Source organism: Blastococcus sp. SYSU DS0533 (genome assembly GCF_054050775.1).
In genome coordinates, this window is the sequence record NZ_JBJGZZ010000008.1 from 1 (window position 1) to 24,423 (window position 24,423).

At 75.0% G+C, this 24,423-nt stretch carries 23 protein-coding genes; 4 read left to right on the forward strand and 19 right to left on the reverse strand.

Translation table 11 applies throughout. The annotated features are described in order from the left end of the window. Window positions 1–350: 350 nt before the first annotated feature. The 10 genes from tyrS to ACI79W_RS11400 are packed head-to-tail and all read right to left on the reverse strand — an operon-like array spanning window position 351 to window position 10,438. Window positions 351–1,643, reverse strand: a complete 1,293-nt coding sequence (tyrS, locus tag ACI79W_RS11355) for a tyrosine--tRNA ligase (RefSeq protein WP_456562188.1) — start codon at window positions 1,641–1,643, stop codon at window positions 351–353. Next, entirely contained in the window at window positions 1,640–2,332 is a 693-nt protein-coding gene (locus ACI79W_RS11360) for a DNA-3-methyladenine glycosylase (protein WP_456562189.1), read from the reverse strand. The genes tyrS and ACI79W_RS11360 overlap by 4 nt, the downstream gene beginning before the upstream one ends. Next, window positions 2,296–3,741, reverse strand: coding sequence for an argininosuccinate lyase (gene argH / locus ACI79W_RS11365; protein WP_456562190.1), 1,446 nt, complete (start codon window positions 3,739–3,741; stop codon window positions 2,296–2,298). Before argH ends, ACI79W_RS11360 begins: the two co-directional genes overlap by 37 nt. Next, window positions 3,738–4,289 carry an arginine repressor gene (locus tag ACI79W_RS11370; protein ID WP_456562191.1) on the reverse strand — a complete coding sequence of 184 codons (552 nt, stop codon included), beginning with the start codon at window positions 4,287–4,289 and terminating at the stop codon, window positions 3,738–3,740. The genes argH and ACI79W_RS11370 overlap by 4 nt, the downstream gene beginning before the upstream one ends. After that, window positions 4,286–5,230, reverse strand: a complete 945-nt coding sequence (argF, locus tag ACI79W_RS11375) for an ornithine carbamoyltransferase (RefSeq protein WP_456562192.1) — start codon at window positions 5,228–5,230, stop codon at window positions 4,286–4,288. Before argF ends, ACI79W_RS11370 begins: the two co-directional genes overlap by 4 nt. Then, window positions 5,227–6,417 carry an acetylornithine transaminase gene (locus ACI79W_RS11380; RefSeq protein WP_456562193.1) on the reverse strand — a complete coding sequence of 397 codons (1,191 nt, stop codon included), beginning with the start codon at window positions 6,415–6,417 and terminating at the stop codon, window positions 5,227–5,229. Before ACI79W_RS11380 ends, argF begins: the two co-directional genes overlap by 4 nt. Then, entirely contained in the window at window positions 6,414–7,415 is a 1,002-nt protein-coding gene (gene argB, locus ACI79W_RS11385; RefSeq protein ID WP_456562194.1) for an acetylglutamate kinase, read from the reverse strand. The genes ACI79W_RS11380 and argB overlap by 4 nt, the downstream gene beginning before the upstream one ends. Further along, window positions 7,412–8,563, reverse strand: a complete 1,152-nt coding sequence (argJ, locus tag ACI79W_RS11390) for a bifunctional glutamate N-acetyltransferase/amino-acid acetyltransferase ArgJ (protein WP_456562195.1) — start codon at window positions 8,561–8,563, stop codon at window positions 7,412–7,414. Before argJ ends, argB begins: the two co-directional genes overlap by 4 nt. After that, entirely contained in the window at window positions 8,560–9,600 is a 1,041-nt protein-coding gene (gene argC / locus ACI79W_RS11395; protein WP_456562196.1) for an N-acetyl-gamma-glutamyl-phosphate reductase, read from the reverse strand. Before argC ends, argJ begins: the two co-directional genes overlap by 4 nt. 52 nt (window positions 9,601–9,652) lie before the next feature. Further along, complete coding sequence (locus tag ACI79W_RS11400) at window positions 9,653–10,438, reverse strand: alpha/beta hydrolase family protein (RefSeq protein ID WP_456562197.1); 786 nt, start codon at window positions 10,436–10,438, stop codon at window positions 9,653–9,655. A gap of 48 nt (window positions 10,439–10,486) precedes the next feature. Between ACI79W_RS11400 and ACI79W_RS11405 the strand changes: the two genes are divergently transcribed. Further along, window positions 10,487–11,335: a tryptophan 2,3-dioxygenase gene (locus tag ACI79W_RS11405; RefSeq protein WP_456562198.1), complete on the forward strand. Its 849-nt coding sequence runs from the start codon at window positions 10,487–10,489 to the stop codon at window positions 11,333–11,335. A 19-nt stretch (window positions 11,336–11,354) separates the two neighbouring features. Continuing rightward, the gene (locus ACI79W_RS11410) at window positions 11,355–12,617 is read left to right on the forward strand and encodes a kynureninase (protein ID WP_456562199.1); all 1,263 of its coding nucleotides are present in this window, start codon (window positions 11,355–11,357) and stop codon (window positions 12,615–12,617) included. Between the two features lie 6 nt (window positions 12,618–12,623). Here the strand turns inward: ACI79W_RS11410 and ACI79W_RS11415 are convergent, their stop codons facing one another. Genes ACI79W_RS11415 through pheS form a run of 3 tightly spaced genes read right to left on the reverse strand, consistent with a single transcriptional unit; the run spans window position 12,624 to window position 16,982 of the window. Beyond that, on the reverse strand, window positions 12,624–13,463 hold the full coding sequence (locus ACI79W_RS11415; RefSeq protein ID WP_456562200.1) for an SDR family NAD(P)-dependent oxidoreductase: 840 nt from the start codon (window positions 13,461–13,463) through the stop codon (window positions 12,624–12,626). Continuing rightward, entirely contained in the window at window positions 13,456–15,918 is a 2,463-nt protein-coding gene (gene pheT, locus ACI79W_RS11420; RefSeq protein WP_456562201.1) for a phenylalanine--tRNA ligase subunit beta, read from the reverse strand. Before pheT ends, ACI79W_RS11415 begins: the two co-directional genes overlap by 8 nt. Next, entirely contained in the window at window positions 15,915–16,982 is a 1,068-nt protein-coding gene (pheS, locus tag ACI79W_RS11425) for a phenylalanine--tRNA ligase subunit alpha (RefSeq protein ID WP_456562202.1), read from the reverse strand. The genes pheT and pheS overlap by 4 nt, the downstream gene beginning before the upstream one ends. A gap of 246 nt (window positions 16,983–17,228) precedes the next feature. Between pheS and ACI79W_RS11430 the strand changes: the two genes are divergently transcribed. Continuing rightward, a complete protein-coding gene (locus ACI79W_RS11430; protein ID WP_456562203.1) occupies window positions 17,229–18,071 on the forward strand; it encodes an EamA family transporter in 843 nt (280 codons plus the stop codon). A gap of 77 nt (window positions 18,072–18,148) precedes the next feature. Continuing rightward, window positions 18,149–20,398: an EAL domain-containing protein gene (locus ACI79W_RS11435; protein WP_456562204.1), complete on the forward strand. Its 2,250-nt coding sequence runs from the start codon at window positions 18,149–18,151 to the stop codon at window positions 20,396–20,398. 12 nt (window positions 20,399–20,410) lie between these two features. Here ACI79W_RS11435 and ACI79W_RS11440 read toward each other — a convergent pair whose 3' ends face one another. The 6 genes from ACI79W_RS11440 to ACI79W_RS11465 all read right to left on the reverse strand — a co-directional run bounded on the left by ACI79W_RS11440 (window position 20,411) and on the right by ACI79W_RS11465 (window position 24,381). Next, entirely contained in the window at window positions 20,411–21,070 is a 660-nt protein-coding gene (locus tag ACI79W_RS11440) for a TetR/AcrR family transcriptional regulator (protein WP_456562205.1), read from the reverse strand. A gap of 170 nt (window positions 21,071–21,240) precedes the next feature. After that, the gene (locus tag ACI79W_RS11445) at window positions 21,241–22,035 is read right to left on the reverse strand and encodes a TrmH family RNA methyltransferase (RefSeq protein WP_456562206.1); all 795 of its coding nucleotides are present in this window, start codon (window positions 22,033–22,035) and stop codon (window positions 21,241–21,243) included. A gap of 99 nt (window positions 22,036–22,134) precedes the next feature. Then, complete coding sequence (rplT, locus tag ACI79W_RS11450) at window positions 22,135–22,524, reverse strand: 50S ribosomal protein L20 (protein WP_091934216.1); 390 nt, start codon at window positions 22,522–22,524, stop codon at window positions 22,135–22,137. 41 nt (window positions 22,525–22,565) lie between these two features. Beyond that, window positions 22,566–22,760, reverse strand: a complete 195-nt coding sequence (rpmI, locus tag ACI79W_RS11455) for a 50S ribosomal protein L35 (protein ID WP_236827604.1) — start codon at window positions 22,758–22,760, stop codon at window positions 22,566–22,568. Window positions 22,761–22,906: 146 nt separating this feature from the next. Next, window positions 22,907–23,482 (reverse strand): translation initiation factor IF-3, encoded by a 576-nt coding sequence (gene infC / locus ACI79W_RS11460; RefSeq protein WP_456562349.1) that lies wholly within the window; start codon window positions 23,480–23,482, stop codon window positions 22,907–22,909. A gap of 407 nt (window positions 23,483–23,889) precedes the next feature. Beyond that, complete coding sequence (locus tag ACI79W_RS11465) at window positions 23,890–24,381, reverse strand: PH domain-containing protein (protein ID WP_456562207.1); 492 nt, start codon at window positions 24,379–24,381, stop codon at window positions 23,890–23,892. Window positions 24,382–24,423 lie beyond the last annotated feature (42 nt).

The window sequence follows — 24,423 nt, forward strand, 5'->3', positions numbered from 1 at the left end:
CCGAGAGCTGACACTCTCGATATCAATCAACCAAAGGAATCCCAGCCAGAACACGAAGCCCTGGCACGGGGTATTACTTGGCACTGACTTTCGGCACGCTGTTGAGTTCTCAAGGAGCGGACGCGCAGGAACTCGACCCTTCCGGGCTTCGTCCCTGGCTGGATGTCCAACTCTACGCCGGTTGCCGGTGCACCCGCTACCCGCAGGCCCCGGTCCGGCGGCCCTCCCGGGCCGCGCGGCGCAAAGAGAAAGTTACGTGGCTGCGCGGGCGGTGTCAAACCCGTGCTCGGTGACGCCCGACACGCTGCCGTAACACCGCCGTCGTCGGGCGTTCACCCGCCCCGTAGGTCTCAGGCGCCCCGCCGGACGCCTGCGATCGAGCGGCGCCCTCGGCGGAGGACGAGCCAGCCGCCGGGCAGCCAGGCGTCCGCCCCCGGCCGGGTCTCGCCGTCGGTGACCCGCTCGTTGTTCAGGTACGCCCCACCCTCCTTGACCGTGCGCCGGGCCTCGGACAGCGAGCTCACGAGGCCGGTCAGGTGCAGCAGCTGTGCCACGGTGGGGAGCTCGCCGTCGACCGTGATGCTGCCGGCCTCCTGGAGGGCCGCCGCGAGCGTCGCCTCGTCGAGGGAGCGCAGGTCCTCACGGCCGAAGAGCGCTCGCCCGGCGGCCTCGGCCTGGCGGAGCTGCTCGGGCCCGTGCACCAGCCGGGTGAGCTCCTCGGCGAGCGCGCGCTGCGCCGTCCGTGCCGCCGGCCGCTCGAGGCTCTCGGCCACCAGCGCCGACACCTCCTCGGCCGGGCGCTCCGAGTAGAGCGGCAACCACGCCCGGGCGTCGGCGTCATCGGCGTTGAGCCAGAACTGGAAGAAGGCGTACGGGGACGTGAGCGCCGGGTCCAACCAGACGGCTCCACCCTCGGACTTCCCGAACTTGGCTCCGTCGGACTTGGTCACCAGCGGCGTCGAGAGCGCGTGCACCCGCGCACCCTCGGTGCGGCGGACCAGGTCGATCCCCGCGGTGAGGTTGCCCCACTGGTCGGAGCCACCGGTCTGCAGCGTGACGCCGTGCCGGCGGTGCAGCTCGCGGTAGTCGTTGGCCTGCAGGATCTGGTAGCTGAACTCCGTGTAGCTGATGCCCGCCTCGGAGTTGAGCCGGGCGGACACCGCCTCCTTGGCCAGCATCTGGCTGACCCGGAAGTGCTTGCCGAGCTCGCGGAGGAAGTCGATCGCCGAGACCGGCGCCGTCCAGTCCAGGTTGTCGACGTAGATCGGCGCGCGCGTCCCGTCCGCCTCCGCCGGCACCTCGAGGAAGGGCGCGACCTGCTCGCGGATCCGCTGCACCCAGGCGGCGACGGTGTCCCGGTCGTTTAGCTGGCGCTCGGCCGAGGGGCGCGGGTCGCCGATCAGCCCGGTGGCACCGCCGACGAGGACGACGGGCTGGTGACCGGCCCGCTGCAGCGCCCGCAGCACCATGAACTGCAGCAGGTGCCCGACGTGGAGGCTCTGCGCCGTCGGGTCGAAGCCGGCGTAGTAGGCGACCGGCCCCTCGGCGAGGTGGGCGCGCAGCGCGGCCTCGTCGGTGCTCTGGGCGATCAGCCCGCGGCGGTGCAGCTCGTCGATCACTCCGTGGGCGGAAGGCGTGGTCACGGGGGTCCATCCTGCCCGGCCCGGCCGCGGCGCGGTCTGCCACCCGGGCGGAAGGTGCTGACCGACGAGGCACCGGTCTCCCAGAACCGCCAGGGGAGCTCGGTGGCCACGCTGATCCCAACGCGGGGCCCGGCAGACACGCCGGCCGGCGGAGCTCCCCGGTGCAGCCGCACCGGGGAGGAGCCGTCGAGGAGGTCGGTGCCGAGGTCGGCGCGCCCGATGGCGAGGGCCTGGGTCAGGCGGGCCGGCCCGCCGGCCAGGTCGCGCGGGGTGCGCGCTGCGGGCCGGCGGGCCCGGGCCAGCTCCTCCCCCAGGACGACCTCGCCGGCCCGCAGCAGGACCGCCGACCCCTCGCCCTCGTGCCCCACGACGACGTTGGCGCACCAGTGCACCCCGTAGGAGAAGTACACGTACAACCGTCCGGGCGGGCCGAACATGATGGCCGCGCGCGGCGTGGGCCCCCGGTGGGAGTGGGCCGCCGGGTCGACGCCCGACCCGGAGTAGGCCTCCACCTCGGTGAGCCGCAACGCGACGGTGCCCTCCGGCCGCTCGGTGACGACCCAGCACCCCAGGAGCGACGGCGCCACCTCGTCCACCGGGCGGAGCAGCTCCTCCGCCCGGATTAGCGGCCCCGTCCCGGGCGGCGGCACGCTCAGAGGGCCGCCGCCACGGGTGAGGAGACGGCCCACTGGGCGTGCTGCCGCGCCGCCTCGGCGAGCTGCGTCAGCTGGCCGGCGACCCGCTCCGGCGCCGTCCCACCGCGGGCCGACCGCGCGGCCAGCGCGCCCGGCACCGACAGCACCGACCGCACGTCGGGGGTGAGCCGCTCGTCGATGCCGGCGAGCTGGTCGTCGTCCAGCTGCTCGAGCTCGAGCCCGGCCTCCTCGCAGAAGGCCACCATCGCGCCGGAGATCTCGTGCGCCGACCGGAACGGGACGCCCTGCCGGACCAGCCACTCGGCCACGTCGGTGGCCAGGGCGAAGCCCTGCGGCGCGGCTGCCTCCAGCACCTCGGGGCGCAGGGTCAGCGTCGCCACCATCCCGGTGACCGCGGGCAGCAGGAGCAGCAGCTGCTCCATGGAGTCGAAGACCGGCTCCTTGTCCTCCTGCAGGTCGCGGTCGTAGGCGAGCGGCAGTCCCTTGAGCATGGTCAGCAGGCCGGTCAGGTTGCCGACGAACCGGCCGGACTTCCCGCGGGCCAGCTCGGCGATGTCGGGGTTCTTCTTCTGCGGCATGATCGACGACCCGGTGGCCCAGGCGTCGTCCAGGCGCGCCCAGCCGAACTCGGTCGACGTCCAGAGCACGACCTCCTCCCCCAGGCGGGAGAGGTGGACGCCGATGAGCGCCGCCGCGAAGCAGAACTCGGCGGCGAAGTCCCGGTCGCTGACCCCGTCGATCGAGTTGTCCGACGCGCGGTCGAAGCCGAGCTCGGCGGCGACGGCGTCCGGGTCCAGCGGCAGCGAGGAGCCGGCCAGCGCGCCCGAGCCGTAGGGGCTGACCGCCGTCCGCCGGTCCCAGTCCTGGAGCCGGTCGACGTCGCGGGCGAAGGCGTGCGCGTGTGCCAGCAGCTGGTGGGCGAACAGGACCGGCTGGGCGTGCTGCAGGTGGGTCATGCCGGGCGCGGCGACGTCCTGGTACCGCTCGGCGAGGCCGACCAGCGCGTACTCCAGCGACGACAGCTCGCCGACCAGCGCGCGCACCGTGTGCCGCAGGTACAGCCGCAGGTCGGTGGCGATCTGGTCGTTGCGGCTGCGGCCGGCACGCAGCTTGCCGCCGAGGGCACCCAACTTCTCGGTCAGCCCCCGCTCGAGCGCCTCGTGCACGTCCTCGTCGGACTCAACCGCGACGAAGGTGCCGGCGGCGACCTCGTCCGACAGCTCGCGCAGCGCGCCGAGCATCTGGTCGAGCTCGTCGTCGGCGAGCAGCCCGGCGCGGTGCAGCACGCGGGCGTGCGCGCGGGAGCCGGCGAGGTCGAAGGGTGCGAGCTTCCAGTCGAAGTGGGTGGACCTGGACAACGCGGTGAGGGCGTCCGATGGGCCACCACCGAAGCGGCCGCCCCAGAGCCGGGTGTGCGGGGCGGGGGCGGTCGGGTCGGTCACGGGGCGGTTCCTCCGGAGGGGTCGTCGGCCAGGTCGCTGTGCAGCTCGGGGTAGACGGCGGGGGTGCGGGCGGCCATGCCCCGCAGCCGCTCCGCGAGCGCGGGGCCGCCGTCGGGTTCGCGGGACACCACCAGGAGAGTGTCGTCGCCCGCGATCGTGCCGAGCACGTCGGGGAGGCCGACCTTGTCCAGGGCCGAGGCCAGGAACTGCGCCGCCCCGGGCGGGGTGCGCAGCACCGCGAGGTTGGCGCTGCCCTCGGCCGCGGTGAGCAGGTCGGCCAGCAGGCGGGTCAGCCTGGCGGGCGCGGCCTGCGCCGGGCGCAGCGGAGCGTTCTCCGGCGGCAGCACGTAGGAGGCCGGCGCGCCGTCGGAGCCCCGCAGCTTCGCCGCGCCGAGCTCCTCCAGGTCCCGGGAGAGGGTGGCCTGGGTGACCTCGATGCCCGACTCGGCCAGCAGCACGGCCAGCTGGGTCTGCGAGGTGATCGCCCGGGCCTCGATCAGCTTTCGGATGCGGGCCTGGCGCGCCGAGCGGTTGAGGGCAGAGGTCATGCGCGCTCCAGCAGCCAGACCAGGAGGGCCTTCTGCGCGTGCAGCCGGTTCTCCGCCTCGTCCCAGACCGCGCTCTGCGGCCCGTCGATCACCTCCGCGGCGATCTCCTTGCCGCGGTAGGCCGGCAGGCAGTGCAGGACGACGGCGTCGTCAGCGGCGCGGGCGAGCGCCGACTCGTCCACCGCGTAGGGCAGGAACGGGGCGGCGCGGGTGTCGTGCTCGTCCTCCTGCCCCATCGACACCCAGGTGTCGGTGACCAGGACGTCGGCCCCGTCGGCGGCGGCCGCGGCGTCGGGCGTCCACGCCACCGAACCGCCGGTCTCCGCGGCGATCCGCGCCGCCCGGTCCAGCACCGCGGGGTCGGGCCGGAAGGAGTCGGGCGAGCCGATCCGCACGTGCATGCCCGCCGACGCACCCCCGAGCAGGTAGGAGTGCGCCATGTTGTTGGCGCCGTCACCGAGGTAGGTCATCGACCGCCCGGCCAACGAGCCCTTGCGCTCGACGACCGTCTGCAGGTCGGCCAGGATCTGGCAGGGGTGGTAGGCGTCGGTCAGCGCGTTGACCACGGGCACCCGGCTGACCGCCGCCATCGCCTCGACGCGGTCCTGGCCGAAGGTGCGCCACACGATGGCGGCGGCCTGCCGGTCCAGCACGCGGGTGGTGTCCTCGATCGGCTCCCCGCGGCCGAGCTGGCTGCTGCCGGCGTCGATGACCAGCGGGTAGCCGCCGAGCTCGGCGACCCCCACGGAGAACGACACCCGGGTGCGGGTGGACGGCTTGTCGAACAACACGGCGACCGCCTGCGGCACCCCGTTGGCGGCGCGCAGCGGGGTGGGCGCCTCGCCGGTGTGCCGGGAAGCCTTGAGGGAGGCGGCGAGGGCGAGCACCTCGGCCTGCTCGGCCGGGGTGAGGTCGTCGTCCTTGAGGAAGTGCCGGATCACTGGAGCGTCTCCAGAGCGGTGTCGAGGGCGGCGGGCAGCGCGGCCACGAAGGCGTCCACCTGCGCGTCGGTGAGGACCAGCGGCGGGGCGAGCCGGAGCACGCCGGGGGCGACCGCGTTGGTCAGGAAGCCGGCCGTCCGCAGGTTCGCCTCCAGGGCGGCGGCGACGTCGGCGGTGAGGACGACGCCGAGCAGCGCCCCCCTCCCCCGCACTCCGTTGATGCCGGTGTGGCCGAGCGCCTCGATGCCGGCGGTGAAGCGGTGCTCGAGCTCCTTGGCGCGCTCCAGCAGCCCCTCGTCGCGGATGGTGTCGAGCACGGCGAGCGCGGCGGCGGCGGCGATCGGGTTGCCGCCGAAGGTGGAGCCGTGCGAACCGGCGGTGAGCAGCTCCGCGGCCTCGCCGAAGGCGAGCATCGCGCCGATCGGCAGCCCCCCGCCGAGCGCCTTGGCGAGGGTGATCACGTCGGGGTGCAGCCCGTCGGCCTGGTGGGCGAACCACGAGCCGGTGCGGCCGATCCCGGTCTGCACCTCGTCGACGGCGAACAGCGCGCCCACGTCGGCCGCGGCGGCGGCCGCCGCCGGGAGGTAGCCGGCCGGCGCGGGCAGCACGCCGCCCTCCCCCAGCATCGGCTCGAGCAGCACCATGGCCGTCTCGTCCGACACCGCCGCGCGCAGGGCGTCGGGATCGCCGTAGGGGACGTAGGAGACCCCACCGGGCAGCGGCGCGAAGGCGGCGGCCTTGGAAGGCTGGCCGGTGAGCGCGAGCGCGCCCATCGTCCGGCCGTGGAAGGCGCCCTCGGCGGTGACCACCCCGGTGCGGCCGGTGAGCCGGCTGACCTTGAACGCCGCCTCGTTCGCCTCGGCGCCCGAGTTGCAGAAGAAGACCCGGCCCGGCCGCCCGGCCAGCTCCAGCAATCGCTCGGCGAGCAGGATGCCCGGCTCGTGCATGGCCAGGTTGGAGACGTGGCCGAGCTTCGCCGCCTGGGTGGTGATCGCCTCGACCACCCTGGGGTGCGCGTGCCCGAGGATCGTCGTCGCGATGCCGCCGAGCAGGTCGGTGTACTCCCGCCCGTCGACGTCGGTGACCGCCGCCCCGGAGCCGGAGTCGAGCGCGACCGGCGGCGCCTTGTAGTTGTTCATCATGACGGCCGACCAGCGGCGGGCCAGCTCCTCCGTGCGCGTGGTCATGCCGTGCCCTCCTTCTGGTCCCTCGCCGGGACGACCATCGTCCCGGTGCCCTCGGTGGTGAACGTCTCCAGGAGCAGGGCGTGCGGGGTGCGGCCGTCGACGACCGTGGCCCGCCTCACCCCACCCTCGACCGCCCGCAGGCACGCGGCCATCTTGGGGATCATCCCGGCGTCGAGCGTCGGCAGGATCTCGGCCAGCTCCCGGGCGTCGATCTGCTGCACCAGCGATCCGCGGTCGGGCCAGTCGGCGTAGAGGCCCTCCACGTCGGTCAGCACGACCAGCTTCACCGCGCCCAGCGCCGCGGCCAGCGCGGCGGCGGCGGTGTCGGCGTTGACGTTGTGCACGACGCCGTCGGCGTCGGGGGCCACGCTCGCCACGACCGGGATGTGCCCGGCCTCCAGCAGCGCGGTGACCGGGGTGGTGTCGACGGCCGCGATGTCGCCGACCAGGCCGATGTCGACCGGCTCGCCGTCGACGACCGCCGTCGTCCGGCGGGCGGTGAACAGCCCGCCGTCCTCGCCCGAGAGGTGCACTGCCATGGGGCCGTGCTGGTTGATCAGCCCGACGATGTCGGGGCCGACCTGGCCGGTGAGCACCATGCGGACGACGTCGATCGTCTCGGGCGTGGTCACGCGCAGCCCCCCGCGGAACTCGCTGCGGATGCCCAGCCGCCCGAGCATCTCGGTGATCTGCGGGCCGCCGCCGTGCACGACGACGGGCAGGATCCCGCAGGTCCGGAGGAACACCATGTCGTCGGCGAACGCGCGCCGGCAGTCGTCGTCGACCATGGCGTGCCCGCCGTACTTGATGACGACGACCTTGCCGTGGAACTCCTTGAGCCACGGCAGCGCGCCGGTGAGGACGGCGACCTTGGCGGCGTCGCCCTCGGGGTCGTGCCTGCGCATGACGCGGCTGGTCCCGACCCGGCGGGGCAGCTTGGGTGGCGGCGCCGGCTCGTCGATGCGGACGTCGGGCGGGGTGGGGTCCTGCTGGCTCATGTGGAGTAGGCCGAGTTCTCGTGGACGTAGGCGATGGACAGGTCGTTGGTCCAGATCGTGGCCTGCTCGCTGCCGGCGCCCAGGTCGACGTCGATGGTGATCTGCCGGCCGGTGAGGTCGACCCCTTCGCGAGGGTCGCCGATCGAGCCGCCCCGGCAGACGGTGACGCCGTTGATCGTGACGTCGACCCGGTCTGCCTCGAACGCGGCGTCGGTGGTGCCGATCGCGGCGAGCACCCGGCCCCAGTTGGGGTCGTTGCCGAAGAGCGCCGTCTTGAGCAGGTTGTTGCGTGCGCAGGCCCGGCCGGCGGTGAGGGCGTCCTCGACGCTGGCGGCGTTCCGGACGGTGATCGCGATGTCCTTGGTCGAGCCCTCGGCGTCGGCCAGCAGTTGCATGGCCAGGTCCGTCGCGGCGGCCGTGAGCGCCGCGGTGAGCTCCTCCTCGGTCGGCGTGGCCCCTGATGCGCCGTTGGCCAGCACGACGACGGTGTCGTTCGTCGACAGGCAGCCGTCGGAGTCGACCCGCTCGAAGCTCACCGCGGTCGCCGCCTTCAGCGCCCGTTGGAGGACGTCGGGGTCGGCGGCGGCGTCGGTGGTGAGGACGACCAGCATCGTGGCGAGGCTCGGCGCGAGCATGCCGGCGCCCTTGGCCATCCCGCCGACGGTGAAGCCCTCGCGCTGCTGCGCGGTCGTCTTGGGCACGCTGTCGGTGGTCATGATCGCCCGCGCGGCGTCGGCGCCGCCGTCGTCGGAGAGCGCCTCGGCCGCGGCGGTGACGCCGGCGGTGAGCTTCTCCATGGGCAGCCGCACGCCGATGAGGCCCGTGCTCGCCACGACGACGTCGATCGCCCCGAGACCCAGCTCGGCGGCGGCGTGCTCGGCGGTGGCGTGGGTGTCCTGGAAGCCCTCGGGCCCGGTGCAGGCGTTGGCGCCGCCGGAGTTGAGGACGACGGCGCGGGCCCGCTGCCCGGCCAGCACCTGGCGGCTCCACTGCACCGGCGCCGCCGGGAAGCGGTTGGTGGTGAAGACGGCGGCCGCGGCGTCGTCGGGTCCGGTGTTGAGGACGACGGCGACGTCGGGGTCGCCGCTGGACTTCAGGCCGGCGGCCACGCCCGCGGCGGCGAAGCCCTTCGGTGCCGTGCAGGTCATGGCGCTACTCCTACGACCGGGAGGCCGGTGGTCTCGGGGAGGCCCAGGGCGAGGTTGGCGCACTGGATCGCCGCTCCCCCGGTGCCCTTGGTGAGGTTGTCGACGGCGGCGACGACGACGAGCCGGCGGGCGTCCGGGTCGACGGCGACCTGCAGCGCGACGGTGTTCGCGCCGAGCACCTGGGCCGTCGTGGGCCACTGGCCCTCGGGGAGCAGGTGCAGGAAGGGCTCGTCGGCATAGGCCCGCTCGTACGCGGCCCGGGCGGCCTCGGCGTCGACCCCGGGCCGCAGCGGCGCCGAGCAGGTGGCGAGGATGCCGCGGCTCATCGGCACCAGGGTCGGGGTGAAGCTGACCCCCACCGGCGCACCGGCCGCCTGCGACAGCCCCTGCACCATCTCCGGCGTGTGCCGGTGCACGCCCCCGACGCCGTAGGCGCTCGCCGCCCCCATGACCTCGCTGCCCAGCAGGTGGGCCTTCGGCGACTTGCCCGCCCCGCTGGTTCCGCTGGCGGCGACCACCACGACGTCGGGCTCGACCAGGCCGGCGGCGAGCGCCGGGGCCATCGCGAGGGTGACCGAGGTCGGGTAGCAGCCGGGGACGGCGACCCGGGTGGCCCCGGCCAGCTCCCCCCGCTGACCGGGCAGCTCGGGCAGGCCGTAGGGCCAGGTGCCCGCGTGCACGCCGCCGTACCAGCGCGCCCACGCGGCCGGGTCGTTCAACCGGTGGTCGGCGCCGCAGTCGATGACCAGGGTCTCGGCCGGCAGCTGGTCGGCGATCGCCGCGGACTCCCCGTGCGGCAGCGCCAGGACGACGACGTCGTAACCGGCCAGGCTGGCCGCGTCGCTGGGCCGGACGGTCATGTCGGCGAACGGGAGCAGGTGGGGCTGGAGCTCACCCAGGCGTCGGCCGGCGCTCGCGTTGGCGTGCACCCCGGCCAGCCGGAGGTTCGGGTGCCCGGCGAGCAGCCGGCACACCTCTCCCCCCGCGTACCCGGTGGCGCCGGTGACCCCGACCGTCCACGTCTGTTCCGCGCTCATGATGCATAACCATACATCACCACGCATGAACGTTCATGCGGGTTCCCCGGCGTCAGACGGTGGCACCGACGTCGTCGAGCGCCCCCAGCACCGCCGGCCAGGCGGCGGTGCGCGGATCGACCACCGCGAAGTGGCCGGCCGGCACCGTGGTGAGCACCGCGGCCGGGTGGCGCCGGGCGTAGGACTCGGCGACCTCCAGCGGGACGATGCGGTCGCCCGTCCCGTGCACGATGCGCACCCGGCCCCGCGGCGCGGGCAGCCGGACGGGGTCCAGCTCGGGCCGCGCCACGGCGTCGTCCCCCAGGAAGGAGACGACCGCATCGCCGTCCAGGCCCAGCCCCTGGGCCCGCTGCAGGTCCGCGACCGGCGCGAGCGCCACGACGCCGACCGGGGTGTCGGGGGGCTCGACCGTGGCGGCAGCCACCAGCGCGAGGTGCCCGCCGGCGGAGTGCCCGGTGAGCACGAGGCGCCGGCCGGGCGGACCGGGGAGCTCCGCGGCCCGGGCCGCCCAGCGCACCGCCGCTTCCACGTCGTCCACGGTGAGCTCGGGGCGGCCGGGCACGCGCCGGTACTCGGGGGTCACCGTCGTCCACCCGGCAGCGGCCAGCGCCTCGGTCATCGGACGCAGGTGCACGCGGTCGTACGCCGGCCGCCAGAACCCGCCGTGGAGCACCACCAGCAGCGGCCGGTCGCCCGCGGCCGACCGGCCGAAGCGGACGTCGGCCACGTGGTCCGGGCCCGGCCCGTAGACCAGAACCGCATCGGGCGCGGAGGCCGGCCGGGTGAGGACCGACCGGTCCTCGCCTCCGGCGCTTCCCCGGCCGCCCGAACTGGTCATGCGGTAGTACTACCGGAACGCGTCACCGGATCCGGGAGGGGCGGCGCCATGGCGATCGAGGACGGGGTCCGGCCGCTCGAGGAGGGCGTGCAGACCGACTTCAGCGAGCGGATGAGCTACGGGGGCTACCTCGGGCTGGACACCCTGCTGTCGGTGCAGCGCCCGATCAGCGATCACCACGACGAGCCGCTGTTCATCATCCAGCACCAGACCACCGAGCTGTGGCTCAAGCTGGCGCTGCACGAGCTGCGGGCGGTCCGCGCGAACTTCGACCGCGACGACGTCCAGCACGCACGCAAGGGGCTGGCCCGGGTCAAGCACATCCTGCGCACCATCACCGAGCAGTGGTCGGTCCTCGCGACCCTGACCCCCAGCGAGTACGCCGAGTTCCGCGGCGTGCTGGGCAACTCCTCGGGCTTCCAGTCCTACCAGTACCGAGCCGTGGAGTTCCTGCTCGGCAACAAGAACGAACGCATGCTGGCGGTCTTCGCCGCCGACCCGACCGCTCAGGAACTGCTCACCGAGCTGCTGGACTCGCCGACGGTCTACGACGCCTTCCTGCGGTTCCTGGCCCGCCGGGGGCACCCCGTGCCGGAGGAGGTGCTGCACCGCGACGTCCGGAAGGCGTGGGTCGAGACCCCGGCGCTGCTGCCGGTGTACCGCACGATCTACGGCGACACCGACGCGCACTGGGCGGAGTACGCCACCTGCGAGGACCTGGTGGACCTGGAGGACGGCGTCCAGCTCTGGCGGTTCCGGCACCTGCGCACGGTCCAGCGCACCATCGGGTTCGCCACCGGCACCGGGGGCAGCTCGGGCGTGGACTTCCTCCGGCGCGCCCTGGACCTGACCTTCTTCCCCGAGCTGTACACGGTCCGGTCCGGGATCGGTGCCTGACCCCGTGACCGCTGCCCCGATGAATCGCGAGCCATCGCCGGAGGTGCTCGACCTGCTCCCGCCGGGGGTCGCCGAGCGGGCGGCCGAGCTCGACCGGCTCGACCCGCTGGCCGATCTCCGGGATGAATACGTCCTGCCCGAGGGCGTCGTCGCCTACCTGGACGGGAACTCGCTCGGGCGTCCGCTGAAGGTGACCCGGGACCGGCTCACCCGCTTCGTCGACGGCGAGTGGGGTGAACGGCTCATCCGCGCCTGGGACGAGCACTGGATGGACCGCCCCACGGCCCTGGGAGATGCCATCGGCCGGGTCGTGCTCGGCGCGGCGCCGGGGCAGACGGTCGTCGGCGACTCGACCACCGTCATGCTCTACAAGCTGCTCCGGGCGGCGCTGGACGCCCGGCCCGACCGGGCGGAGATCGTCGCCGACACCGAGAACTTCCCGACCGACCGGTTCGTCCTCGACCGGGTCGCCGCGGAGACCGGCCGCACCGTCCGCTGGATCGAGCCCGACCCGGCGACGGGCGTGCAGCCGGCGGAGGTGACCGGGCTGCTGAGCGACCGGACAGCGCTGGTGCTGCTCAGCCACGTCGCCTACAAGTCCGCCTACATCGCCGACCTGCCGGCGATCACGGCGGCCGCCCAGGGGGCCGGGGCGCTGGTGCTGTGGGACCTCTGCCACTCCGCGGGCGCGGTCGACGTGCGGCTGGACGCCGACGAGGTCGACCTGGCCGTGGGCTGCAGCTACAAGTTCCTGAACGGCGGCCCGGGCGCGCCGGCCTTCGGCTACGTCGCCCGGCGGTTGCAGGGTGAGCTGGTGCAGCCGATCACCGGGTGGATGGGCGCCGCCGACCCGTTCGCGATGGGGCCGGACTACGTGCCGGCGACCGGCATCCGCCGGTTCCTCAGCGGCACGCCGCCGATCCTCGGCATGATCCCGGTCGAGGACATGCTGGCGCTGATCAAGCGGGCGGGGATGCCGGCCGTCCGGGCCAAGTCGGTCCAGCTGACGGGGTTCGCGATCGCCGTCGCCGACGAGGTCCTGTCCCCCCTGGGGGTGAGCGTCGCCTCGCCGCGGGACGCCGATCGCCGGGGTGCGCACGTGACGCTGGAGCACGACGCTATGCAGACGGTCGTGGCAGAGCTGTGGCGGCGGGGCATCATCCCGGACTTCCGGCACCCGCGGGGACTGCGGGTGGGCCTGTCACCGCTGAGCACGAGCTTCACCGAGCTCGCGACCGCCCTGGCGCACGTGCGGCGGCTCCTCGGCGCCCCGGCCGGCTGAGGCGGGTCAGGCCACCGGGTCGCCGTCGCCGTAGGGGCGCAGGCGGAGCTGGCGCGCGGCGTCCTCCGGGGTCAGCGAGCCGACGACGTCGAGGTCGTCGGCGCCCACGCGCAGGAACCGGCCCGACCACTGGTCCAGCTCGCCGGCCGCGATCGCCGCGACCAGCTCGACCACCTGCTCGGGCGGTGTCCAGTCGGTGTAGCCCTGCCACATGCGCATCGACCGGGTCATCGGGGTGTCCACGACGCCCGGTGACAGGTCGAAGGCACGCACGTCGGTGCCCTCCAGGGCGCCGGCGAGTGCCTCGGTCATCCGCATGAGGCCGGTCTTGGCCACCGAGTAGGCGGAGTACTCCGGCCGCGCCCGCACGCTCATCCCGCTGGCGATGTTCACGACCCGCCCGCGGTTGCGCAGCACCATCCACGGCACGACGGTCCGCGCCAGCAGGAAGCCACCCTTGATGTGGCTGGCGACGACGTCCCACCACTGGTCGGGGTCTGCCTCCCAGAGCGGCACCTCGAGCTCGTCGATCAGCCCGGCGTTGCTGACCAGCAGGTCGACCGGGCCCAGCTCCTCGCGGACCCGGCCCACGGCCTCCTCCACCGACGCCCGATCCGTGACGTCGGCGGCCACGGCGAGGGTCCGGGCACCGGTGGCCTCGGCGACCTCGGCCATCGCCGCGCGCAGCCGCTCCTCACCGCGGGCCAGCCCGGCCACGGCCATGCCCCGCGCGGCCAGGCCCTCGACCAGGTGCCGCCCGATGCCCGTCGACGCGCCGGTGACCAGCGCCACCGCACCCGACAGGGCGGCCTCGTCCCGGGGAGGACGGGTTCCTTCGTCAGCCACGGAGCTGCGCACCGTTGGCGAGGGCCGCGGCGGCCACCGCGTCGTCGAAGGCCGCCCGGGCCTCCTCGCTGGTGAGCGTCCGGTCCGGCGCGCGGAAGGTGAGCGAGTACGCCAGCGACTTCTGCCCGTCCGGCACCGAGCTCCCGGTGTAGACGTCGAACAGCCGCAGGTCCTCCAGCAGCTCACCCGCCCCGCCGCGCAGCGCCCGGCGCACGCGGTCCTCGGGCTCGTCCTCGGGCACCAGCAGCGCCAGGTCCATGCGCACCGGCGGGAAGGTGGAGATCGACCGGGCCTGCGGAACCTCCGGCTCGGGGAGCGCGTCGCCGTCCAGCTCCATCACGGCCGTGCGGGCGGGGAGCCCCAGCACCTCGCACACCTTGGGGTGCAGCTCGCCCGCGTACCCGATCACCCGGTCGCCGACGAGCAGCGCGGCGCAGCGGCCGGGGTGCCACGGTGCCCGCTCGGCCTGCTCGACGGTGAGCTCGGCCCCGGCGGCCGCGGCCACCACGCGCGCGGCCTGCACGGCGTCGGCCCACGCGGCCGGCCGGCCAGGCCCCCACCAGCCGCGGGGCTCCCGCTGCCCGGTCAGCGCCACCGCGACGTGCCACGGCTGCGCCGGCACCGCGCCCAGCAGCGCCGCGAGCGTGTCGTCGTCCGGGCGCCGATCGGCCCCGGGCAGGGGCGCGGGCGCGCCGTCCCCACCCGGGAACACCGAGCCGTGCTCGAAGAGGGCCACGTCGCGGAGCCCGCGGGACAGGTTGCGGCCGAGGGCGGCGAGGAGACCGGGCAGCAGCGTGGTACGCAGCGCCGGGGCCTCCTCCGACAGCGGGTTGCGCACGGTGATCACCCGGCGCCGGTCGTCGTCCTCGGGCAGCCCCAGCGCGTCGAGCTGCGCCGTCCCGGTGAACGGGAACGCGGGGGCCTCCACGTACCCGGCCTCGGCCAGCGCCCGGCCGATGCTGCGGCGGCGGCGCTGGCGCTCGGTGAGCCCGCCGCCGGGCGGGGCCGTGGGCAGGATCGAGGGGATCTCGTCGAACCCGCGGAAGCGGACGACCTCCTCGACCAGGTCGGCCGGTTCCTGCAGGTCGGCGCGCCAGGACGGCGGGGTCACGCGCAGCGCGTCGCCGTCACCGGCGACCTCGGCGCCGACCGCGGTCAGCACCTCGAGCACCTGGTCGCGGGTGTAGGGCACGCCCGCGATCCGGCCGGGGAGCCCGGCGTCGAGCGCGATCGCCGGCCGCGGCGTGCGGGTGTCGGCGTCGACCGGTGCGCCGACGACCCGGGCGCCACCGTGCTCGGCGAGCAGGGCCGCGGCACGGGCGAGGGCGACGACGGTGACCTCGGGGTCGGTACCGCGCTCGAAGCGCTTGCCGGCCTCGCTGGGCAGCCGGTGCCGGCGCACGCCGCGGGAGATCCCGTTGGGCTCCCAGTGCGCGGCCTCCAGCAGCACCGCGGTCGTCGCGTCGCCGATCTCCGTGGAGGCGCCCCCCATGACGCCGGCCAGCCCGATGGGACCCGACTCGTCGGTGATGAGCAGGTCGTCGCCGGTGAGCGCGCGGTCGGCGCCGTCGAGGGTGGTGAGCCGCTCCCCCGCCGTTGCCCGGCGGACGGTGATCGGACCGGTGACGGTGGCCCGGTCGAACGCGTGCATCGGCTGTCCGAGCTCGAGCATCACGTAGTTGGTGACGTCGACGGCCAGCGAGATGCTGCGGATGCCGCACTGCGCCAGCCGTCGCCGCAGCGGCCAGGGACTGGGCGCGGCCGGGTCGAGGTCCTCGACGGCGAGCATGGAGAACCGGTCGCAGCGGTCGGGGTCGGCGACGGTGACCTCCCACGCCGGCGCACCCGCCCAGTCGGGCAGCGGGAGGTCGGCCGGGTCGCGCCAGGTCACGCCCAGCACGCCTGCCAGGTCGCGGGCGATCCCGCGCATCGACATGGCGTAGCCGCGGTCCGGGGTCACCTCCAGGTCGAAGACGACGTCGTCCAGACCGAGGACGTCGCCCGCCGGGGTACCGGGCACGTAGCCGCCCTGCCCCAGGACCAGGATGCCGGCGTGGTCCTCGCCGATCCCGAGCTCCCGGACCGAGCAGATCATCCCGTCGGAGACGTGGTCGTACGTCCTCCGCGCGGCGATGGCGAAGTCCCCGGGCAGCACCGCGCCGGGTAGCGCGGCCACCACGAGGTCGCCGACGGCGAAGTTCCGGGCGCCGCAGACGATGCCCCGCGGCTCGGCCTCCCCGACCTCCACCTGGGTGTACCGGATCGGCTTCTTGAAGCCGGTGAGCTCCTCGATCTCCAGCACCCGGCCGATGACGAGCGGGCCGGTGGTCACCGGCGGGCGGACGACGTCCTCCACCTCGAACCCGAGCCGGACGAAGGCGGCGTCGAGCTCCTCGACGGTGATGCCGGCCGGGAGGTCGACGAGCTCGGACAGCCAGCTGACGGGGACCTTCACTGCTCAACTCCGAAGACGCTGGTGAAGCGGACGTCCGCCTCCGCGATGTCGTGCATGTCCGAGACGGCCGACCGGAACTGCAGCGCCCGCTCGATGCCCATGCCGAAGGCGAAGCCGGTGTAGGTGTCGGGGTCGACGCCGCAGGCGCGCAGCACCCGCGGGTTCACCATCCCGCAGCCGCCCCACTCCACCCACTGAGGGCCGTCGCGGTGCTCGGGGAACCAGACGTCGAACTCCGCCGAGGGCTCGGTGAAGGGGAAGAAGTGCGGCCGCCACCGGGTGCGGGCGTCCGGGCCGAAGAGCTGGCGGGCCAGGTGGTCCAGGGTGCCGCGCAGGTGGGCCATCGTCAGCCCGCGGTCGACGGCCAGGCCCTCGACCTGGTGGAACACCGGCAGGTGCGTCGCGTCGAGCTCGTCGGTGCGGTAGACGCGCCCCGGGGCGACGACGTAGATGGGCGGCTGCCGCTCGAGCATCGTGCGCGCCTGCACCGGGCTGGTGTGGGTCCGCAGCACCAGGCCCGAGTCCTCCGGTGCGACGAAGAACGTGTCCGACAGCCAGCGGGCCGGGTGGTCGGGGCCGAAGTTGAGCGCGTCGAAGTTCAGCCACTCCGCCTCGAGCTCCGGGCCGTCGGCGACCTCGTACCCCATGCCGACGAAGATGTCGGCGATCCGGTCGATGAGCGTGGTCAGCGGGTGCCGGGCGCCGCGTGGTGCGCGGTCCCACGGCAGGGTCACGTCGACGCGCTCCTCGGCGAGCACCCGGGCGTCGCGCTCGGCCTCCAGCTCCGCCCGGCGCGCCTCGTAGGCCTCCGTGACCGCGACCCGGGCGGCGTTCACCCGCTTGCCGGCGTCGCTCCGGGCGGCCGGGGGCAGCGCACCCAGCTCCCGCCGGGCCAGCAGCACCGGGGCGCGGTCGCCCAGGTGCGCCGGGCGGACGCCGGCCAGCGCCTCCAGGTCCGCGGCCGCCGCGAAGGCCCCGAGCGCTGCGCGCACCGCCTCGTCGAGGGCCTCGGGCGAGAGGGCGGCGACCTGCTTGGGGTCGTAGGGATCGTTGGCGCCAGACACGGGACGCCATTGTGCCCGGCGCCGAGCCCCGCGCGCGCCTGGGTTCCGGTGCGAGGACGACCCGGCGTCCCGGTGCGGCGTCCGCTCCCCACCGCGGGGCGTCGCGAGCGCGGCTTGCCCCCACCGCGGGCGTGGCCGGCACGGCGTCCTCCCTCACCGCGCGGTGTCCCCCCCTCACCGCAGACGCCGAGGGAGGACACGTCATGATCAGGCCCCTGGTCATGGCCGAACGGGCGGAGGTGGGCGGTGGCGGTCGTGCTCGCCCTGGCCTCCGCCGTCGTCTACGGGGCCGCCGACTTCCTCGGTGGGCTGGCCAGCCGCCGGGCGTCGGTCTTCGGGGTCGTCGCGGTGTCCCAGGCCGCCGGGCTGCTCGCCCTGGTGGCGCTGCTGCCCTGGCTCGGCGGACCGGTGACCGCGGCCGACCTGGCGTGGGGCGCCGCCTCGGGCCTGGCCGGTTCCGCCGGGTTGCTGGTCTTCTTCCGCGCGCTCGCCGGAGGGGTCATGAGCGTGATCGCCCCGGTCACCGCGGTCACCGCGGCCACCGTCCCGGTCCTGGTCGGCGTCCTCGGGGGTGAGCGCATCGGTCCCTGGGCGACGGCGGGCATCCTGCTGGCCCTGGCGGCGGTGGTGCTCGTCTCGGCCGAGGGCGGGCTGCGCGCCCTCCGCGGCGCACGCCCGTCCAGCCTGCGCCCGGCGCTGGTCGCCGGGACGGCGTTCGGCCTGTTCTTCGTGCTGCTGGACCGGACCTCAGCCGACGCGGGGCTCACGCCGCTGGTGGCCGCCCGGGTCGCCTCGGTGGCGCTGGTTCTCGGCGTCGCCCTCGTCACCCGCCAGGTGCTGCGACCGGGTCGCGCCGCCCTGCCGCTCGTGCTGGTCTCCGGCGTCGGCGACATGACGGCCAACGCGCTGTTCCTGCTCGCCACCCAGCAGGACGGGCAGCTGGCCATCACGGGGGTGCTGGCCTCGCTGTACCCGGTGAGCACCGTCGTGCTCGCCCAGCTCGTGCTGCGGGAGCGCCTGGTGCCCGCCCAGCTGACCGGCCTCGGCACCGCGGCGGCCGCGGTCGTCCTCATCACGCTGCCCGGCTGACCACCCGTTCGGGCGAGGGTGCCCGGGTCCGGCTCCTGCCCGGACTCCCCGAGGCCGAACACCCGTCCGTGAGCCCTGTGCGCCCTGACACCGACGCAGCCCTCGCCGCCGCCCTCCGCCCCGGCGGCGTGCGCAGCGTCTTCCAGCCCATCGTGGAGCTCGACACCGGTGCGGTCGTCGCCTACGAGGCCCTCGCACGGGGTCCCGAGGGTCCGTTGCAGCGCCCCGACCTGCTCTTCGCCGCCGCCCGCGAGGCCGGTGCGCTCGCCGAGCTGGACGCCGCCTGCCGGGTCGCCGCCTTCTCCGGCGCGGCGCGGCGCGGGCTGCCTGCGCCGCTGGCCCTCTTCGTGAACGTGGAGCCGGAGGTCCTCGACACCGCGCCCCTGGACGAGCTGCTGGCGATCGCCGCCGAGGCGCCCGGCGGGCTGCGGGTGGTCCTGGAGATCACCGAGCGGGCGCTGGCCACCCGGCCGGCCGAGCTCCTCCGCACCGTCGCCCGCGTCCGCGAGCTCGGCTGGGGCGTCGCCCTGGACGACGTCGGCGCCGACGCGATGTCGCTGGCGTTCATGCCGATCCTGCGCCCCGACGTGGTCAAGCTCGACCTGCGGCTCGTGCAGGAGCGCCCCGGGCCGGCGATCGCGGAGATCATGAACGCCGTCAACGCCTACGCCCAGGCGACCGGCGCCGCAGTGCTCGCCGAGGGGATCGAGAACGACGGCCACCTGGCCATGGCCCGAGCGCTCGGGGCCACCCTGGGCCAGGGGTGGCTGTTCGGCCGCCCCGCTCCGGAGCCCTCCTGCGACCGGCCGCTGGGCTCGCTGCCGCCACCGGTCGAGGGCGTCGCCACCGACTGCGAGCCGGTCTCCCCCTTCGCCTGCCTGCCCGCCGGCACGGTGCTGCGGCGCTCCCCGAAGGCGCTGCTCATCGAGCTCAGCAAGCAGCTGGAGCGGGAGGCGCTGCGCCTCGGTGAGACGTGCGTGGTCACCGCGACGTTCCAGGACGCCCGCCACTTCACGCCGTCGACGACGCAGCGCTACCGCGACCTGGTGGAGCGCACCGGCTTCGTCTGCGCCCTCGGGGAGGGGCTCCCCGCCGAGCCGCTGCCCGGCCTGCGCGGCACCGACCTGGCCGCCGACGACCCGGTGCGCGGGGAGTGGGACGTCGTCGTGCTGGCCCCGCACTTCAGCGTCGCCCTGCTGGCCCGGGACCTCGGCACCACCGGTCCGGACCCGGAGCGGGAGTTCGAGTACGCGCTGACCTACGACCGCGACGTCGCCGTCCGCGCGGCGCGCAGCCTGCTCGGGCGGGTGGCGCCCCGCACCCGCCCGGCGGCTCCGGCCGCGGCGCGGAGCGCGATACCGGCCGCCGACCCGGCCGCTGTCCCGGCGGTCATCGGCGAGCAGCTGCTCGGCGATCCCGCCCTGGTGCGCCGGGCCCTGGCGGCGACGCCCAGCGGCGTGTGCCTCGTGGACGTCCGGCTCCCCGACCAGCCGCTGGTGTACGTCAACCCGGCCTTCGCCCGGCTCGCCGGCGCGCCGACCGAGGAGCTGCTGGGCCGCAACTGCCGGTTCCTGCAGGGGACGGACACCGACCCGGCTGCCCTCGCGCGGATCCGGGCGGCCATCGCCGCCGGCGAGGAATGCCGCGAGGTGCTGGTGAACCACCGCGGCCCCGACCGCGCGCCCTGGTACAACGAGCTGCACCTGGCGCCCGTCACCGACGCGACCGGAACCGTCGTCCAGTACATCGGCATCCAGGTCGACGTCACCGAGCGGGTGCTCGCGCAGCGGGCGCTGGAGCAGGAGCGCCACCGGACCCGCGGGTACCTGGCCCGGATCGAGGAGCTGTCGGTCACCGACCCGCTCACCGGGCTCTCCACCCGCCGGCACGTGGAGGAGCAGACCGAGACCGCGCTGTGGAACGCACGGAGCGCCGGCGACGCCGTGGCGCTGGTCGTGGTCGCCGTCGACGGCTTCGCGTCGCTCGAGGAGCGCCACGGGTCCACCGCCGCCGAGCAGCTGCTCGCCGCCACGGGACGACGTCTCCGCGCACGGCTGCGGCGGGGCGACCTGGTGGCGCGCTGGGGCCGCGACTCGTTCGTCGTCGTGCTGCCCGGGCTCGCGGTCGGCAGCGCCGGCCGGGAGGCGGCCCGCGTCCGGGCCGAGCTGGCGGAGGCCGCGCGCGGACCCGTCCTCCTCGCCGGCGCCCCCGTGGTGAGCGAGGTCAGCACGGGTGCCGCCTGCTTCCCCGCCGACGGCGACGACGTCACCGGGCTGCTGGCGGTCGCCGAGCGCGCGGCCGGCCGGCTGCCCGTCTCGCCGAGCTGATCCCGGCCGGCCTCAGGCGCGCGGCGGCAGGAGCGTGGCCAGGCCGCCGTCGGCCAGGTCGGTGAGCTGGTCGACCAGGTCGGCGGCCGACACCGTCCGGTCACCGGACCACCAGTGCGTGGCCAGCTGCACCATGCCCACCACGCCGTAGGCCCAGGTCATCGCCCCGTCGGCCGGCCGGCCGGCCTCGGTCAGCCGGGCGGCCAGCAGGCGGCCCAGGGAGGTCGCGACGGCGTGCTCGGTGGCCGCGACCAGGTCGGCCCGGCCCGCACGTCCGGCCTGGGCGTACGCGAAGCGGTAGAGCGCCGGCTCGTCCTCGATCAGCGAGACGAAGGCGGCGATCACCCCGCGCAGCTGGGCGCGGTCGTCGGGGCGGCCGGCGGTCAGCTCGCCCAGCAGCCGGGGCAGCAGGATGGCACCGGAGATCCGCTCCAGGACGGCGTCGATCAGCTCGTCCTTGTCGCTGAAGTACCGGTAGATGACCGTCTTGGAGACCCCGGCGCTGCGTGCGACGTCGTCGACGGAGAAGTCGGGGCCGGCCAGGCGGACCGCCTCGACGGCCGCCCCCACGAGATCCTCCCGGCGCGCGCGCCGGTGCTCGGTCCAGCGGGACCGGCGCCCGTCCGTCCGTGCGGTCACCGATGCGTCGGGGACCATCCTCACGTCTTCCACGGCACCAGCCACCTTCTTCCGCGGCCCCGGTCGTCGTCCCGGGGGCCCGCCCGTGCCCACCATCCTCCCGTCCAGCGGCCCGCGGGACACCCTCGAGGGCGTCCGGGTCTGCTCCGGGCGGCCGAACGGGGATGACGACGCCCCCTCTCACGCCGCTTCCCGCCGGGGCGTCAGCCTTGCGCGAGCTGCGTGGTGTAGAGGCAGATCGCGGCGGCCGCGGCCAGGTTGAGGCTCTCCGCGCGGCCGCGCATGGGGATGCGGACTCGCGCGTCGGCCAGCTCTGCGAGCTCGGGCGGCACGCCGCGGGCCTCGTTGCCGAACAACCAGAGCACCGGGCCGGCCAGCCGGCCATCGGTGACGAGAGCGGGGAGCTCCGCCTCCCCCCCGCCGTCGGCCGCCAGGACGGTCACCCCGGCGGCGCGCAGCTCCGGCAGCAGCGCGCCCAGCGCCGCTCCGCGGACGACGTCGACGTGGAACAGGCTCCCGGCGCTGGACCGCACCGCCTTCCCGCCGTAGGGGTCGGCCGAGCCCGCGCCGAAGACGACCGCACCGGCCCCGCAGGCGTCCGCCGTCCGCAGCACGGTGCCCGCGTTCCCGGGATCGGCCAGCTCGGCGAGCGCCACGGCGAGCCGCGGCGGCGCCGTGGTCAGCGTGCCGGTGGGGACGTCGCGCAGGGCGCAGACGGCCACCAGCCCCTGCGGGGTCACCGTCTCCGACAGCGCGGCGGCCGCCTTGTCGGTGACCAGCCGCACGGGCACCTGCGCGCCGGCCAGCAGGTCGGCGTGCGCCGCGGCGGCGGTGCCGGTGGCGAAGACCTCCCGCACGGCGTCGGCGTCGGCGAGCGCCTCGGCGACGGCCTGCCGCCCCTCGGCGAGGAACAGCCCGGCGGCGTCCCGGCCGGCGCGGCGGGTGAGCTTGCGGGCCGCGGCGATCCTCGCGGAGCGCTCGGTGAGCAGCTCGGTCACACGGTTTCCTCCTGGTCGGGCAGACGCCGACGCCGCCGGCGACCGGCCCGAGGGGCAGGTCACCGACGGCGTCAGGTGAGGTGCTGGAGCGGCGCTCGCTCAGGCGGCCTGCTTGCCGGTCGCCTCGGGGTTCGCGGCGAGCGCGGCCCTGGCGGTCTCCACCAGGGCGGCGAAGGCAGCGGGCTCGTTGACGGCGAGCTCGGCGAGGACGCGGCGGTCCAGCTCGATCTCGGCCAGCTTCAGCCCCTGCATGAACCGGTTGTAGGTCATGTCGTTGAGGCGGGCAGCGGCGTTGATCCGGGTGATCCACAGCTTGCGGAAGTCGCCCTTGCGCGCCTTGCGGTCGCGGTAGCTGTAGGTCGCCGAGTGGAGGATCTGCTCCTTGGCCTTGCGGTACAGCCGCGACCGCTGACCGCGGTAGCCGCTGGCGGCCTCGAGGGTCGTCCGGCGCTTCTTCTGGGCGTTGACCGCCCGCTTCACGCGTGCCACGTGAGTGCTCCTGTCTTTCTAGAGGTCGTTGGGAGGGGCGCTCAGAGGCCCAGGAGCTTCTTCAGGTTCTTGGCGTCGGCCGGGGAGACGACCTGGTCCTGGTCCAGCCGGCGCTTGCGGGTCCCGGACTTGTGCTCGAACTTGTGCTGGTTGTTCGCCTGCTCGCGCATGAGCTTCCCGGTGCCCGTGATGCGCACCCGCTTGGCGGTGCCCTTGTGGGTCTTCTGCTTCGGCATGTCCTCGGTCCCTGTCATCTGGTGTCGGGGCGCGCGGCAGCACCCAGCTGCCGCACGCACCGGCCGTCTTCGGTGGTGCTGGTCTCCGCCCCCCTGCGCGGTCCGGCCGCGAGCCTGCTCGCGGCGGGAGGCAGGAGGGTCCTGCTTCAGGCGCTCGGCGCCTGCTCCTCGGCCTGCTCGCCCTTGGGCCGGCGCTTCTCCTGCGCGGTCTGCGCGCCCTTGTGCGGGGCGATCACCATGACCATGTTCCGACCGTCCTGCTTCGGGTTGGACTCGACGACGCCCAGCTCGCTGACGTCGGCGGCCAGCCGCTGGAGGAGGCGGTAGCCCATCTCCGGGCGCGACTGCTCGCGGCCTCGGAACATCACGGTGATCTTGACCTTGTCGCCGCCCTTGAGGAAGCGCTCGACGTGGCCCTTCTTGGTCTCGTAGTCGTGCGGGTCGATCTTCAGGCGCAGCCGCATCTCCTTGATGACGGTGAGCGCCTGGTTCCGCCGGGCCTCGCGGGCCTTCTGGGCGGACTCGTACTTGAACTTCCCGTAGTCCATGAGCTTGGCGACGGGCGGCCGGGCCATGGGAGCGACCTCGACGAGGTCGAGCTCGGAGTCCTGTGCCAGGCGCAGCGCCTCGCCGATCGACACGATGCCGACCTGCTCGCCCTCCGGTCCGACCAGGCGGACCTCGGGGACTCGGATGCGGTCGTTGATGCGGGGCTCGGTGATGGCCTCTCCTTACGCTGCTGCATGGGAGGAGTCGCTGGCCCACCCGGGCGCCGACGGAAAAGGCCCCGCGAGCGTCTGCTCACGGGGCCCACTCGCCGGTGGCCCACGACCCGTGGGGTCGTGCGCCCGCGATCACCGACCGGTGGCCGGTTCTCGCGATCCGGGACCTGGGCGCCTCGACGGCGTCAGGTGGGAGCGGGCTCCTCTTGGATAGCGGCCCGGGGCAGGGCCGCTGGTGGTTCGCGCGCCTCGTGTAGCGGGGAGGCACGCCCATGCTACAGCGTCGGGGCGCCCGCGGTCATTCCCCCCGTGCCGATGTGCCGGACGAGCCCCCGTGGCACGCCGGAACGGCCCGTCCGGAGGCTCGCGCCGAGCGGAGCGAGGGATGAGGAGGACGCGGTCCTTCGTCAGTCGTCGTAGAGCAGCGGCGGCCGGACCGGGTCCTTCGCCCGGGCGGCGGCGTGCAGGGCGCGCAGCTCCTCGACGGCGCGGACGGCGCGCTCGCCGTCGACGGCCTGCAACGCGTGGATCGAGATCTCGTCGCCGTTCTCCAGGGCCAGCGAACCCCAGGCCGACTTCCGCTCGAACCGCACCGCGCGCACCGCCGTCCACGGCAGCTGGTGGTGGACGGCGAGGTTACGGACCCGGATGCCGTGCTCGTCGGCCTCGACCCGAGACCGCCCCAGCAGGAGCACCCCCGCGGCCAGCGCCAGACCCAGGCCGGCGATCGCCACCTGGTCGAGCGGCCCGTACGCGACCACGGTGTTCTCGGTCGAGGGCAGGCTCAGCGCGACCAGGGTCCCCACGACCGCGACCACGCCGGCGACGACGGCCAGCGCGAGCCGCATCCGGTGCGGGACGGCCGAGACGGCGGGCAGGGGCGCGTGTGGACCGCTCACGCCCCCATGGTGACAGCCGGCGCGCCGGACGCGGCTGGCAGA

Excerpts from the sequence above, each read along its gene's own strand:
- rpmI (WP_236827604.1), bottom strand. The coding sequence starts at position 22,760 with ATGCCGAAGCAGAAGACCCACAAGGGCACCGCCAAGCGGGTGCGCATC.
- argJ (WP_456562195.1), bottom strand. The coding sequence starts at position 8,563 with ATGACCTGCACGGCACCGAAGGGCTTCGCCGCCGCGGGCGTGGCCGCC.
- ACI79W_RS11380 (WP_456562193.1), bottom strand. The coding sequence starts at position 6,417 with ATGACCACGCGCACGGAGGAGCTGGCCCGCCGCTGGTCGGCCGTCATG.
- ACI79W_RS11410 (WP_456562199.1), top strand. The coding sequence starts at position 11,355 with ATGAATCGCGAGCCATCGCCGGAGGTGCTCGACCTGCTCCCGCCGGGG.
- ACI79W_RS11370 (WP_456562191.1), bottom strand. The coding sequence starts at position 4,289 with ATGACCTCTGCCCTCAACCGCTCGGCGCGCCAGGCCCGCATCCGAAAG.
- ACI79W_RS11400 (WP_456562197.1), bottom strand. The coding sequence starts at position 10,438 with ATGACCAGTTCGGGCGGCCGGGGAAGCGCCGGAGGCGAGGACCGGTCG.
- ACI79W_RS11405 (WP_456562198.1), top strand. The coding sequence starts at position 10,487 with ATGGCGATCGAGGACGGGGTCCGGCCGCTCGAGGAGGGCGTGCAGACC.
- argB (WP_456562194.1), bottom strand. The coding sequence starts at position 7,415 with ATGAGCCAGCAGGACCCCACCCCGCCCGACGTCCGCATCGACGAGCCG.
- argC (WP_456562196.1), bottom strand. The coding sequence starts at position 9,600 with ATGAGCGCGGAACAGACGTGGACGGTCGGGGTCACCGGCGCCACCGGG.